The 12886-nt window shown below is 66.7% G+C and carries 9 protein-coding genes; 6 read left to right on the plus strand and 3 right to left on the minus strand.

Features of this window, described 5'->3' with window-relative positions; all coding sequences use genetic code 11:
• A complete protein-coding gene (locus RE429_RS16635; protein ID WP_414471823.1) occupies window positions 1–729 on the plus strand; it encodes a TlyA family RNA methyltransferase in 729 nt (242 codons plus the stop codon).
• Complete coding sequence (locus RE429_RS16640; protein WP_414471824.1) at window positions 722–1978, plus strand: class I SAM-dependent RNA methyltransferase; 1257 nt, start codon at window positions 722–724, stop codon at window positions 1976–1978. The genes RE429_RS16635 and RE429_RS16640 overlap by 8 nt, the downstream gene beginning before the upstream one ends.
• Window positions 1979–2087: 109 nt before the next feature.
• On the opposite strand, the gene RE429_RS16645 is transcribed toward RE429_RS16640, so the two are convergent.
• Complete coding sequence (locus tag RE429_RS16645; protein WP_414471825.1) at window positions 2088–2876, minus strand: DUF4239 domain-containing protein; 789 nt, start codon at window positions 2874–2876, stop codon at window positions 2088–2090.
• A 359-nt stretch (window positions 2877–3235) separates the two neighbouring features.
• Between RE429_RS16645 and RE429_RS16650 the strand changes: the two genes are divergently transcribed.
• Entirely contained in the window at window positions 3236–5185 is a 1950-nt protein-coding gene (locus tag RE429_RS16650) for an APC family permease (protein ID WP_414471826.1), read from the plus strand.
• Window positions 5186–5256: 71 nt separating this feature from the next.
• The gene (locus RE429_RS16655) at window positions 5257–6750 is read left to right on the plus strand and encodes an MFS transporter (RefSeq protein ID WP_414471827.1); all 1494 of its coding nucleotides are present in this window, start codon (window positions 5257–5259) and stop codon (window positions 6748–6750) included.
• Between the two features lie 248 nt (window positions 6751–6998).
• On the opposite strand, the gene RE429_RS16660 is transcribed toward RE429_RS16655, so the two are convergent.
• Complete coding sequence (locus tag RE429_RS16660) at window positions 6999–9233, minus strand: heavy metal translocating P-type ATPase (RefSeq protein ID WP_414474228.1); 2235 nt, start codon at window positions 9231–9233, stop codon at window positions 6999–7001.
• Between the two features lie 165 nt (window positions 9234–9398).
• Here RE429_RS16660 and RE429_RS16665 point away from each other — a divergent pair, with 165 nt between their 5' ends.
• Window positions 9399–9815 carry a MerR family transcriptional regulator gene (locus RE429_RS16665; protein WP_414471828.1) on the plus strand — a complete coding sequence of 139 codons (417 nt, stop codon included), beginning with the start codon at window positions 9399–9401 and terminating at the stop codon, window positions 9813–9815.
• 152 nt (window positions 9816–9967) lie between these two features.
• On the opposite strand, the gene RE429_RS16670 is transcribed toward RE429_RS16665, so the two are convergent.
• Complete coding sequence (locus RE429_RS16670; protein ID WP_414471829.1) at window positions 9968–10645, minus strand: helix-hairpin-helix domain-containing protein; 678 nt, start codon at window positions 10643–10645, stop codon at window positions 9968–9970.
• A 273-nt stretch (window positions 10646–10918) separates the two neighbouring features.
• Between RE429_RS16670 and RE429_RS16675 the strand changes: the two genes are divergently transcribed.
• Complete coding sequence (locus RE429_RS16675; RefSeq protein WP_414471830.1) at window positions 10919–12838, plus strand: FUSC family protein; 1920 nt, start codon at window positions 10919–10921, stop codon at window positions 12836–12838.
• Window positions 12839–12886: the final 48 nt, after the last annotated feature.

Consider the following 12886-nt stretch of genomic DNA (forward strand, 5'->3'; position numbering starts at 1 on the left):
ATGACCCGCAAACGTGCCGATGTGGTGCTCGTCGAGCGCGGCTTCTTCATGAGCCGCGCGCGAGCGCAGGAAGCGATCGCCGCCGGGCTCGTCACCGTGAACGGCGCCGTGGTGAAGAAGCCCTCGGATGCGGTGACGGAGGATGCGCTCATCACCGCCGCACAGCCGCATCCTTACGTCTCACGCGGCGGCGTGAAGCTGGCGGCGGCTCTCGACGCCTTCGGGATCGATCCGAAGAACCGCATCTGCCTTGATATCGGCGCCTCGACGGGCGGCTTCACGGAAGTGCTGCTGATGCGCGATGCCGCCCATGTCTATGCGGTCGATGTCGGGCACGCGCAGCTTCACCCGAAGGTGGCGAATGACCCGCGCGTCACCAACCTCGAAGGCACGGATGCGCGCTCTCTCACCGCAGACATCATCCCCGAGCCTGCCGATCTTCTCGTCTCGGATGTGAGTTTCATCTCCCTGAAGCTCGTGCTGCCGGCCGCTGTCGCCCTGCTGAAGCCGCGCGCGTCAATGGCGGTTCTCGTGAAGCCGCAATTCGAGGCGGGCCGCAAGCACGTCAAAAAGGGAATCGTGCGGGACGAGGCCGTACACGGCGCGGTGTGCGACGACATCGCCGCCTTCATCGCCTCGCTCGGCTTTGCAATCGACGGGATCGTCCCCTCGCCCATCGAGGGCGGAGACGGCAACCGCGAATTCTTATTGGGAGCCCACCGTGGCTGATCAGGTCGTCATCAAGCGCCTCGGCGCGAAAGCAGACGGTATCGCGGAAACCGCGTCCGGTCCGGTCTTCGTGCCGAAGGCATTGCCGGGAGAGACCGTTACCATCGAGCGCAACGGCCCGCGCGCGGACCTGATCGGCGTCGATGTGCCGTCGCCCGAGCGCGAGACGCCGTTCTGTCCCTATTACGATGAATGCGGCGGCTGCGCGACGCAGCATATGAAGCACGGCTTCTATCAGGCCTGGAAACAGGAGACTCTCGCCCACACCCTGCGCCAGGCGCGGATCGAGGCTCCCATCGACCCTCTGATCGACGCCCATGGGGAGGGACGCCGCCGCGTGACGCTGCATGTGCGCTTTCCGGATCGCGCCATGCATGTGGGCTACATGGCGGCCCGCAGCCACCAGATCGTCGAGATCGCCTTCTGCCCCATCGCCGAACCCGCACTGAAAGAGCACGCGCCCGTCATCGCACGCGCCGTCGGCGAGCATCTGAAGTCCGCGCGCAAGCCCCTCGACATCCAGATCACCAACACGCAGACGGGTTTCGATGTCGACGTGCGCGGGCACGGGCCCTTGAAGGACGCGGACCGCCTGGGCCTGATCGATCTCGCGGCGCGACTCGATCTCTCGCGCCTGTCGATTCATGGCGACGTGATCGTGGAGCGCCGCCCGCCTGCGATCGCGATGGGACGCGCATCCGTCGTTCCGCCCGCAGGGTCCTTCCTGCAGGCCACGCGCCTGGGAGAAGAAACGCTTGCCCGCCTCGTGACGCAGGCCTGCGAGCGCGCCAAGCGCGTCGCAGATCTGTTTTCGGGCTCCGGGCCCTTCGCCATTCGGCTTGCGGAACGATTGGAGGTTCATGCGGTCGAGTTCGATCAGGGCTCGATGACGGCTCTCGACAAGGCCTTTCGCGCGACGCCGGGCCTGCGCCGCATCACCACCGAAACGCGCGATCTCTTCCGCCGTCCGCTTCTCCTGCCCGAACTCAATGCATTCGATGCGGTGGTGCTCGATCCGCCGCGGGCCGGCGCGGAGGCGCAGGCCAAGCAGCTTGCCGCTTCGAAAGTGCCGCTCGTCGTGAGCGTCTCCTGCGATGCCGCCACCTTCGCGCGCGATGCCGCCATCCTGATGGGCAGCGGCTATCGCCTGGAACGCGTGATCCCGGTCGATCAGTTCAAGTACTCGCCCCATCTCGAAGTCGTCGGCATCCTAAGGCGCGACGTCGCGAAGATGTCGCGTCGCAAATGAGTGGCGGTCGCGCATTCACCCGCAATGCGGTTTTCGGCGCCGTTACGAACGCCCCTTGACGATATCGGCCTGGTGCATCGGATGTGGGTTCGCTGTCACGTCCGATATTCTAGGGCTGAGCTTTCGCTTCGAAATCCTCGATCACCGCCATGAGTGCCTCCGGCTTCACTCTCACGGGCCCTGCGAACGGATGGTTGATGGCGATGATCACGAGCAGGCCCGAGAAGATCAGCAGGGACAGCACTCCCGTCATCAGGGCTTGGACGCGCAGGTTCTCGGTGCCGAAGAACAGCGTGAAGCCGACCGTCAGGACGGCTCCGCCGGCGAGGACGAACCAGAGCACTCCGGGAACCGCGCCCGAGGCCAGAACGAGCCTCGTGCGGCGGGCCTCGGTCAGGAGATCGAGCTGATGGAGCGCTTCGGCCAGGAGCGTGATCCCGCGGCCGTCGCCCGGCGTGTATGTCAGCAGCACCGCGTAGGTGGCATCGAGGGCCTGCGTCACCTTATGGCTTGATCCGTTCCGTTCCATCGCGGCCCAGTCCTCCGTGGCCGCCATCCTGGCGTAGCGGGTCAAGCTGTCGCGAAGACGTTCGCCGGGGTCCTCCCCGATTCCGTGGGACAGGCGATAGAGGGTCGCTGCGGCGCCGGCCTCCTGGGCTGCCGCGTTCTCCGCTTGGCTGAATTTCTCCCAGACGATGATGATGGCAAAGGCCAGCAGCACCGCATAGAGCACCCCGACGGTCGCGAAGGTGAAGCCGGCCACCTCATTGTTGAGCTTGAGCCTGTCCGGCGTGATACGCCAGCGCACGAGAACGGGACCGGCCATGGCAAGCAGGGTCGCAACGCCGATGATAAGTGCGCCCGAGATCCAGAGAGGTTGGGTGTCCAGGAGGATCATGTGCCGCCGCCTGATTTCCTGCTCCCACTGTATCAGCGACCAACGGCTCCGTCTGGATAACTGCTGCAAGGCGCGCGAGGAAATCCCCTGCCCTTCAGGAGGGTCCGGTGATCCTCCCCCGAGCCGGCGATCGGTCTGTTTCCGTGACATGCCGGGTTTGCCGATCCCGCCCGGATCCCGGCGTCCGGGTCTGACCAGGAAAGCCCCCTTGTGGAACATCCGTCGGCGAAGGCGGGTTATTCGAGGCCCGCTCCGGGGGCAGCCCTGATCGACCCGATGAGTTCGCCCGGAAGCACGAGTGAGCAGCGCGGTGGCAATTCGATTCCTGGCTTCTCGGGAGGCCTGCAACCAGGGCGACCATGTTCCTCAAACGTCTCATCCTCGGCCGCCCACTCCCCAACCGCGAATACGGCGAGCGTAAGATCGGCGCCTTCGAGGGCGTGCCGGCCATGGGCCTCGATGGGCTGGCCTCCTCGGCTTACGGCCCGGAGGCGGCTCTCACGGTTCTGATCCCGCTCGGGGCGCTCAGCCTCGCCTATATCGGGCCGATCACGGCCGTCATCGTCGCGCTGCTGGCGATCCTGTACGTCTCCTATCGCCAGACCATCCGGGCCTATCCCAGCAACGGTGGAGCTTACACGGTCTCCAAGGAGAACCTGGGCCGGAACGCCAGCCTTCTTGCGGCTGCCGCCTTGATGATCGATTACGTGCTCAATGTGGCCGTCGGAATTTCGGCAGGCGTCGCCGCTCTCGTCTCGGCCATGCCCGCGCTGTATCCCTACACGCTCTGGCTCTGCCTCGGCCTTCTGACCCTTATTACGCTGGTGAATCTCCGAGGCACCCTCGATGCCGGCCGGTTGTTCGCGCTGCCGGCCTACACGTTCGTGGTAAGCTTCGTGCTGCTTCTGGGACTGGGGCTTTATCGGGTCGTCATCTCGGGCGGCGATCCTCGGCCGGTCGTGCCGCCACCGCCCCTCGCCCCGACCACGGCCGCCGCGTCCCTGTGGCTGCTGATGCATGCCTTCGCGAGCGGCTGCACGGCCATGACCGGAGTCGAAGCCGTCAGCAACGGCGTGAGCGCCTTTCGGGAACCCGAAGTCAAGTACGCCCATCGCACCCTGACCGCCATCGTCGTCATCCTCGGGCTTCTCCTCGCCGGCATCGCCTACCTGGCCGGCTCCTATGGCATCGGCGCCATGGACCAAACCCGGGAAGGTTATCAGAGCGTGCTGTCGCAACTGGCGCAGTCGGTGGTCGGCCGTGGGTTCTTCTACTCCGTGGCCATCGGCAGCCTTCTCTGCGTCCTGGCCCTCTCGGCCAATACGAGCTTCACGGACTTTCCACGGCTGTGCCGCACCATCGCGGAAGACGACTTCCTGCCCCGCCCGTTCGCGGTGGTCGGCCGGCGTCTCGTCTTCTCCGTCGGCATTCTTTACCTGGCCGCCACCGCAGGCGGCCTGCTGATCGTGTTCGGCGGCATTACCGAGCGTCTGATCCCGCTCTTCGCCATCGGGGCCTTTCTCACCTTCACTCTGTCTCAGGCCGGCATGGTCGTGCACTGGCGCCGCGAGCGGCTCAAGAATCCTTCGGCCAGGCACGAGTGGCGGCTGGCGATCAACGGCCTTGGAGCGCTGGTGACCGGCATCGCGCTTGTCGTCATCGTCACCGCGAAGTTCACCGAGGGAGCCTGGGTCACGCTTCTCGTGATTCCATGCGTGATTCTGCTGCTGCGCTCCTTCCGGCGCTATTACGACGGAGTCAATGCGCGGATCCGCGAGGACGCGCCATTGGACCTGAGCGAAACAGCTCCGCCGATCGTGCTGGTCGTCACCGAGGAGTGGAGCCGACTGACCGACAAGGCCCTCCACTTCGCCATGCGCCTCTCGCCCGACGTGATGGCCGTTCACATGGTTGCCCTTTCAGGACCCGAGAGCGCGGACAAGGAGAAGACGCTGCAGCAGCAGTGGATCCGGTTCGTGGAAGAGCCGGCCCGCAGAGCCGGCCTCAAACCGCCTCGCCTGCTCCTGTTGCAGGCACCGTACCGGCGCATGCACGGGCCGCTGCTCAAGCTGGTCCGCCAGATCGAGGCCGAGCATTCGGACCGCATGGTGGCCATTCTCATTCCGGAACTCGTGAAGCGGAGCTGGTGGCAGTACCTGCTCCATACCCATCGGGCGCGACATCTGCGCTCGATGCTGCTCCAGTACGGCGGCGCACAGGTCGTGGTGATCAACGTGCCCTGGTACCTGGAGGAGCCCCGGCTTGAGGATGCCCTCGTGGATCCTGAGGCATCGGCGGGGCCGGCATGACGAAATCTTGCTGAAAAATGCTATGAAGGCTTTCAGGCCGATATTTCCGTGAGGTCCTTGGAACGCCCGCGATGACAGCCCACGATGAACGCCGCCCGGACTCCGTCAAATCCTTCGTCGTCTGGACGGCTATTCTCGCGTCCAGCCTCGCTTTCATCGATTCGACCGTCGTCACGGTCGCCATGCCGCAGATGCGCGAGAACCTCGCGGCCTCGCTCTCGCAGATCCAGTGGATCACCAACGCCTACGGGCTCACGCTCTCGGCCTTCCTCCTGCTGGGCGGGGCAGCCGGCGATGCTTACGGCCTGAAACGTATTTTCATGATCGGCATCGGCCTGTTCGGACTTGCGTCCCTCGGGTGCGGCCTCTCCCGATCCGCGGACGTCTTGATTGCGGCCAGAACCTTTCAGGGAATGGGCGGGGCTTTGATGATCCCTGGTTCATTGGCACTGATCAGCGTCAACTTTCCTTCGGAGGAGCGCGGGACAGCCATCGGAACCTGGGCCGCGGCCTCGGGCATCGCAGCGGCGCTCGGCCCCATTCTCGGGGGCTGGCTCATCGATATCGCCCCGTGGCAGTCGATTTTCTGGATCAACATTCCGGTTGCCTGCCTGGCACTCTGGATGTGCTGGAAGCATGTGCCGGACGTGCCCCCCTCGCAAGCGGCCGGGATGGATTGGCTCGGGGGCGGCCTCGCGGTCGCGGGCCTCGGCACTTTGGCGTTCGGCCTGACCTCTCTCAGCGCAACGAACGGCACATATGGGCTCGACCTTCTCTTCCTCGTTGCCGGCGCCGTGCTTCTCGGCCTGTTCGTAATGCATGAAATGCGCGCCAACGCGCCGATGATGCCGCTCGAACTGTTCAGGGTCAGAGCATTCTCCGGCGTCAACGCCCTGACGCTCCTGTTGTATTTCGCACTCGCCGGGGCGCTCTTCTTTCTTCCGTCGACGCTCATCGAAGTCCACGGCTACTCGGCGACGAAAGCCGGTTCGGTCTTCCTGCCCTTCACTCTCGTGATGGCTCTGCTCTCGCGGCTGGGAGGAACCCTTGCCGATCGGTTCGGCGTCCGGATTCTTCTGACCCTGGGCCCTGTCGTTACAGGTCTGAGTTTCGGCCTCCTCGTGCTTGCCGCCATCGACGGACGGTATTGGTTCGCCATCGTTCCCGTCATGACTTTGATGGGGCTCGGAATGGGCATTACGGTCGCGCCCCTCTCAACGACGGTAATGAATTCCGTTCCCGCCGACCGGGTGGGCGTGGCCTCCGGCATCAACAACGCCATCGCTCGCGTCGCCGGGCTGATTGCCGTTGCCAGCCTGGGCGCCGTCGCGATGCTCGGCTTTCAGTACATCGCCATGTCGGCCGATCCGGCTGTCGCGGAGATCTTGGCGCACACGACCTTCGGGGCCCCTCCCCCGGATCCGATCGACCCGTCCGCTTCGGCATCAGTCACGAAACTGTATGGGCAGGCAACCCTCGCGGGATTTGGCGCCGTCGCTTCGATCTGCGCGGCGGCGGCCGTTCTCAGCGGCTATTTCGGTTTCCGCTCGACGCAGCCCGCATGACCTTCGGATATTCTTTGCACACGCCGCTGCCTGAACAGGAGGCGAAGAGGGGCTGAAGCCCCTCTCCGGTTCGGAATTGCCGTCACGCGCATCGTTCTTTTCGAGAAGGGAGCACCGGAGGGAATCCCGATGCTCTAGAGCATCGGACCCAAAAGTGGACCCACTTTTGGGATCGAATCCGATGCTCCACTCTTTAAATGGCGCATCGTTCGGGGCGAAAAACCGGGTCCACTTTTTCGCACGATGCGCTAAGTCCGGCCTCCGGCGGCGAGGAGGCGCATGGCGTTGGCGGTGACCAGCACCGTCGCGCCCGTATCGGCCAGGATCGCGGGCCACAATCCCGTGATGCCCAGGATGGTGGTGACCAGGAACACCGCCTTGAGGCCGAGCGCAATGGTGATGTTCTGGCGGATATTGCCCATCGTGTCCCGCGACAGGCGCACCATGCGGGCGATGTCGAGCACGCGCCCGTGCAGCACCGCCGCGTCGGCGGTCTCCAGGGCCACGTCCGTGCCGCCGCCCATGGCGATCCCCACATCCGCCGCGGCCAGGCCCGGAGCGTCGTTGATGCCGTCGCCGATCTTGGCCACCACGTGGCCGTTGGCCTGAAGCTCACGGACGATGGCCTGCTTGTCCTGCGGCAGCAGATCGGCCCGGGGCTCGATGCCGAGCCCGGCCGCAATGGCCGTGGCCGTGCGCCGGTTGTCGCCCGTCACCATGAGCGTGTCGACACCGGCGCGCTTCAGGGCTTCGAGGCCTTCCTTCGCGTCCGGACGCGGCTCGTCGCGCATGGCGATCACCCCGGCGACCCGATCGCCCGCCAGCAGCACCGAGACGGACTTGCCCTCGTCGTTGAGCCCGGTGATCAGCGCCGTCTGCTCGGCCGTGAGCGCCACCGTCTCGGCCACGGCCTTGGGCGAGCCGAGAAAGAGCGCGACCCCGCCGACGCTGCCCGTGACGCCCTTGCCGCCGACCGCGCCCGCATTGGCGGCTGGAGGAACCGGAACGCCCGCCTCCGCGGCCTTCGCCAGAATCGCAGCGGCGAGCGGATGGCTCGATCCTGTTTCCAGGGCGGCCGCCAGGGACAGGACCTCGCGCTCCGAGCGGGCGACCGGGACGATATCCGTCACCTTCGGCTTGCCTTCCGTCAGCGTGCCGGTCTTGTCCAAAGCCGCCATGGTGATCGTGCCGAGCGTCTCCAGCACCGCGCCGCCCTTCATCAGGAGGCCGCGCCGGGCACCCGCCGCCAATCCGGCCGCGATGGCCGCAGGCGTCGAGATCACCAGCGCGCAGGGGCAGCCGATCAGCAGGATCGCCAGGCCCTTGTAGATCCACGCGCTCCAGGCGGCTCCGAAGAGCAGCGGCGGCACGACGGCGACGAGCGCGCCGACCACGAGAACGGCGGGCGTGTAATAGCGCGAGAAGCGGTCGATGAAGCGCTCGGTCGGAGCCTTGCTCTCCTGCGCCTCCTCCACCAGGCGCACGATGCGCGCGATGGTGTTGTCCTGCGCGGCCGCCGTGACGCGCACGCGCAGCGCTCCGTCGCCGTTGATCGTGCCGGCGAAGACCGTCTCGCCCTCGCGCTTGCGCTTGGGCACGCTCTCGCCGGTCACCGGCGCCTCGTCAATGGCGCTCGCGCCCGAGACGATCTCCCCATCGGCGGGAACCCGGTCGCCGGGGCGGACCAGGATGATGGAGCCGACCGCGAGGGTTTCGGCCGGGATCTCCTCGGTCCTGCCGTCGCGCTCGAGCAGCGCGGTCTTGGGCACCAGCTTGGTCAGCCCCTGGATGCTGGCGCGGGCGCGCCCCGCCGCGACGCCCTCCAAAAGCTCGCCGACGAGAAACAGGAAGACCACCATGGCGGCCTCTTCGGTGGCGCCGATGATCACGGCGCCGACCGCCGCGATGGTCATCAGCATCTCGATGGAGAACGGGGTGCCGAAGCGGGCCGCCACCAGAGCCCGCCGGGCGACGGGCACGAGGCCCACGGCCATGGCGGCGAGAAACGCCCAGTGCCCGATCTCCGGAACGAGCCGTCCGACCCCATAGGCGGCCACGAGCGCCGCGCCGCAGGCGATGGTCAGAAGACCGCGCCGGCTCTTCCACCAAGGGCCTTCGCTCGAGCCATGATCGTGCGGATGCCCGTGCAGGCCGGCGGAAGCCTGTTCGTCGTGCCGGTGCTTGTGGCCGTGATCATGATGATGATCGTGGCAGCAACCGGGTGCGTGCTCGCGTCCATGGTCATGGTCGTGCTCGTGATGCTGCGCCCCCAAGGGGCCCACGGGTTCCTGGCTCCCGACTGATTCCTGGCCCGTCACCTTGTAACCGAGCGTCGAGATCCGCTTGGCGAGCGCGGCCGGTACGACCGTGTCGTCGTGATCGACCGTCACGGTCCCGGCGGGAACAGAGACATTGACCTCCCCCACCCCCGGGCTGCGCCGCAAGGCCGCGTCGATCTTGGCCGCGCACGACGCGCAGTCCATCCCGGAGACCCGGTAGCGGGTGCGACGCCCCTTCGGCAGCGGGGCCTCGGAGCTGCCTTCGCGCTCGTCGGACGGATGGCATGCCTCACACATCACAAACCTCTTCACTTTGATTCGGCCGGAGCCTACATCCTCTAGCGGCTAGAGGTTCAAGAGGATTCTTCGATGTCCCTGACGATCGGCGAGCTGTCGCGGCAGACAGGCGTGAAGGTGCCGACCATCCGCTATTACGAGCAGATCGGCCTGCTGGCCGAGCCGCTCCGGACGGAGGGCCAGCAGCGGCGCTACGGGACCGAGGCTGTCCGCAGGCTCAACTTCATCCGCCATGCCCGGGAGCTCGGGTTCGAGGTCGAGGCCATCCGGCAGCTCCTGGACCTGACCGGCACACCGGACCGCTCCTGCGGCGACGTCCATGAGATCACCAAGGCCCACCTGAAGGAGGTGAAGGACAAGATCGCCCGCCTCACGGCCTTGCGGGACGAGCTGGAGGCCATGGTCGCCCGCGACCACCGAAAGATTTCGGAATGCCGGATCATCGAGGTGCTGGCCGACCATGCGGAGTGCCTTCACGAACGGCACTGACCCTGCGTGTTTTCCAGTCGTGAATGGCCGGGGGATCCCCGGATCAGGTCCGGGGCGGCCATGAGCGGGGCATCCGCCCTCACCTCGTCGTCCGCGCCTGCGACGCCGAAGGATGACAGGCGGGATGACGGGGACGTGTCAGACCAAGAGGCTTACCGCACCGCCACCTGATCCTTGATCTTCTCGTAGACCGAGCGCCGGACGATCTTGCGTGTGACGAGATCCTCCACCGAGGCGTAGGGGCGCCCCTTGATGATGGCGCGCCCGAGAGGGCCCGCATTGCGCAAGGAGTTCAGCTCCTCGAAGGATGCGGCATTGAGATCGACGAGATCGCTCCCAGGCTCGGGCCCGGCCGGGGCACTCGCCACGGTCACGGCGCCCGTCATGTCCGTATCGGAAACCGCCGGTTCGGGCGCACCGGTCTGCACCGCCTGGGGCAGCGCCGGCTCAGGGCCGGAAACCGCAGGCGCAGAAGCGGCCTGGTCGGCCGCCATTGGGGCTGGCGCGCTCGGTTGCGGGAGAACGTCCTGTGCGGGCGTTGAAGCGCTCGCGCTGTCGATCGCGGCTTGAGGCAGGATGGGCTCCGCGTTCGCGACCCGCACCGGAACCGTCGGGTCCGGCTGGCCGGCCGGCAGCGATGCGCTTACGGGTTCAGGCTGCGGGCCGGGGGATGCGGAGGCTTCCGCCTGCGGACCGAGATTCTCAACCGACATGGAGAAGGCGTAGGCGCCGGTCGCCGCGAGGGTCATGACGATGAAGACCCGCGCCATTTGAAAGGCGAAGATGCCGCGTGACCGGGTGGACGGTCGGGAAAGATTGCCTATCTGCATTGTGAGACTCGCACGCTGTTCAATTCGTGAGAAGCAAAAGCAAACCTTCAGTATTCCCGTGATATGGCAGATCGGTGGCAGGACACTCTCAGATTATAGCGTTTGATGGGGGCAACACCCCAGCTCGAACGAACGATGCCGGGCGTGACTTGAACCTGCCGCAATCCTGGGCACCACGTCCTTGACGGCCTTTGTCCCCGTACAGAGCTTGAACGAACGCGAGGAATATGCTCCGAAACGAAGCGCATTGCTTATACCGATAAAGTTGACTTCATGATTTCCTCCCTCGGACAGCGCCTCGGCCTCGATCGGGCTGCTCTCGCGCATGGGCTGCGCTTGGCGCTTGCCGCATGGCTCGCCTATGCCATCGCGTCTCTCCTGCATGTGGGAAACGCCTACTGGGCCGCGATGCCGATCTGGGTGGTGTCCCAATCGGCCAAGGGTCTTCTGATCGAGCGCGGGGTCTTCCGCATCGGCGGAACATTGCTGGGCGCCGCGGCCGGTTTCGGCGTTCTGTGGCTCGGGCTCACGCCCTATGCGTCTCTTGCCGTTCTCGGACTCTGGGTGGCCGCGAACGCATCGCTCGTGCATCTCCTGCGCGGCATGCACGGTTATGGCGCGCTCATGTCCGGGATGACGGCGTCGGTCGTCGTTCTGCCGTCCATTCTGCATCCGGACCATGCCGCGACCGTCGCGATGGCGCGGGTGGAATGCACGCTGATCGGCGTCGTCGTGGTGACGCTCGTCACCGGCTTCTGGACGCCGAGCGCTTCGAGGCGCGACTTCTACGCGCGCGTTCGCCGCCTCGCGCGCGATGCCATCGCCCTCGCGCTGTCCTTCCCGGTCGACGAGGCCGATGCGCGTGAACGCGCGATCTTGCAGGAGATGGCCGGTCTGCAGGCCAATGCGAGCCTCGTGGCCGCGGGATCGATCGAGGGATATCGCAGGCTGCATCATGTGGACGCGCTGATCGTCGCCGCCTTGGCTCTCACGGCGGCCGGGCGGACACTCAGCGAGCGTCTCAATCGAAAGGGCCTTCCCCCCGGAGCGCTCGACGAGGCCGATGCGCGCGACCTCGCGGCGCGTCTGCTCGCCACTTCGCCCGAGGACCGGCAGGAACGAGAGGCGCAGCTCGCCGGCATCGGACGGGCGGACGCCTCCGTGCTGGACGCCCTCGACCGGATCGTCCTGGCCGATCGCGCCTTCGATGCGGAGCCGGGCAGCGCCGACGCCCGGTCCTTCCGCCGCAAGGCGACCTATCTCGCGCCGCACCGGGATGGGCGGATCGCCTTGGAAACCGGCCTGTTCACAGGCGCGGCGACCTTCGGGGCGGGCGCGCTCGGCTATGCCTCCGGCTGGTCCATGGGCGAGCTTGCCGCGCTCGGCATCTGCATCTTCTCGATGGTGCTCGGATCGCTGCCGGACCCGAAGGCCGTCGCGCCGGTCATGCTCCGAGGCGTCGTGCTCGGATTGGCCGCCGCCCTGATCTACCGCCTGACGATTCAGCCCTCCATCACGACCGTGCCGCAGCTCGTCCTCTCGGTCGCCCCCTTCATGCTGGTCGGTGGGCTCGCCAGAGCGAGCCGGAGAACCGCAGGTCCCGCGCTCGACGCCAACATGTGCTTCATGCTGGCGAGCCAGGCCGTGCTTCCGGCGGTGACGGACCGGGTCGTGATCTTCAGCGAGGTGGCGGCGCTGCTTCTGAGCGTCAGCGTCGTGACCTCGGGCTTCATGCTGCTGCCCCCGGCGGGCGAACGGCGCGCCCTTCGGGCCGGGCGCGCCATCGGGGCGGATCTCATGCGCATTCTCCAGGGAAGCGACACGTCGGCCGCCCTCCGCAGGCCGGTCCTGCGCCTGAGCCTGCACATCGAGAAGAGCGCCCATCTCGGCACCCGTCCGGGCTGGAGCCTGCTTGCCGCCCTCAACCTGGGAGAGGCCATCGGCCGGCTCCGGCGACGTCTTGCGGAGCCGACGGGTGACAGGGCTTCCCGCAGGGTCCTGGAGGAGGCCCTGGCGGATCTCAAGGCAATGATCGAGACACCGGGCGCCACGGCCGACCGGCTGGAGAGCCATGCGCGCACGCTCGCCGATGCGGAGGCCGCCGAGATCCTTCTGGATACCGCCAACGCCTTGAGGGCGAGCCGGCTACTCCTCGCCCATGCGGGCGGGTCGAGCTTCTCCCCGTCATCCTGACTCTTGCCTCGTCATCCCCGGCCTCGGGCCGGGGATCCACGTCTTGAT

This window comes from Microvirga sp. M2, from assembly GCF_047497095.1.
Classification (GTDB): domain Bacteria; phylum Pseudomonadota; class Alphaproteobacteria; order Rhizobiales; family Beijerinckiaceae; genus Microvirga.

Coding starts and splice junctions, on each gene's coding strand:
- RE429_RS16635 (WP_414471823.1), top strand. CDS start 1: ATGACCCGCAAACGTGCCGATGTGGTGCTCGTCGAGCGCGGCTTCTTC.
- RE429_RS16645 (WP_414471825.1), bottom strand. CDS start 2,876: ATGATCCTCCTGGACACCCAACCTCTCTGGATCTCGGGCGCACTTATC.
- RE429_RS16650 (WP_414471826.1), top strand. CDS start 3,236: ATGTTCCTCAAACGTCTCATCCTCGGCCGCCCACTCCCCAACCGCGAA.
- RE429_RS16655 (WP_414471827.1), top strand. CDS start 5,257: ATGACAGCCCACGATGAACGCCGCCCGGACTCCGTCAAATCCTTCGTC.
- RE429_RS16660 (WP_414474228.1), bottom strand. CDS start 9,233: ATGGACTGCGCGTCGTGCGCGGCCAAGATCGACGCGGCCTTGCGGCGC.
- RE429_RS16665 (WP_414471828.1), top strand. CDS start 9,399: ATGTCCCTGACGATCGGCGAGCTGTCGCGGCAGACAGGCGTGAAGGTG.
- RE429_RS16670 (WP_414471829.1), bottom strand. CDS start 10,645: ATGCAGATAGGCAATCTTTCCCGACCGTCCACCCGGTCACGCGGCATC.
- RE429_RS16675 (WP_414471830.1), top strand. CDS start 10,919: ATGATTTCCTCCCTCGGACAGCGCCTCGGCCTCGATCGGGCTGCTCTC.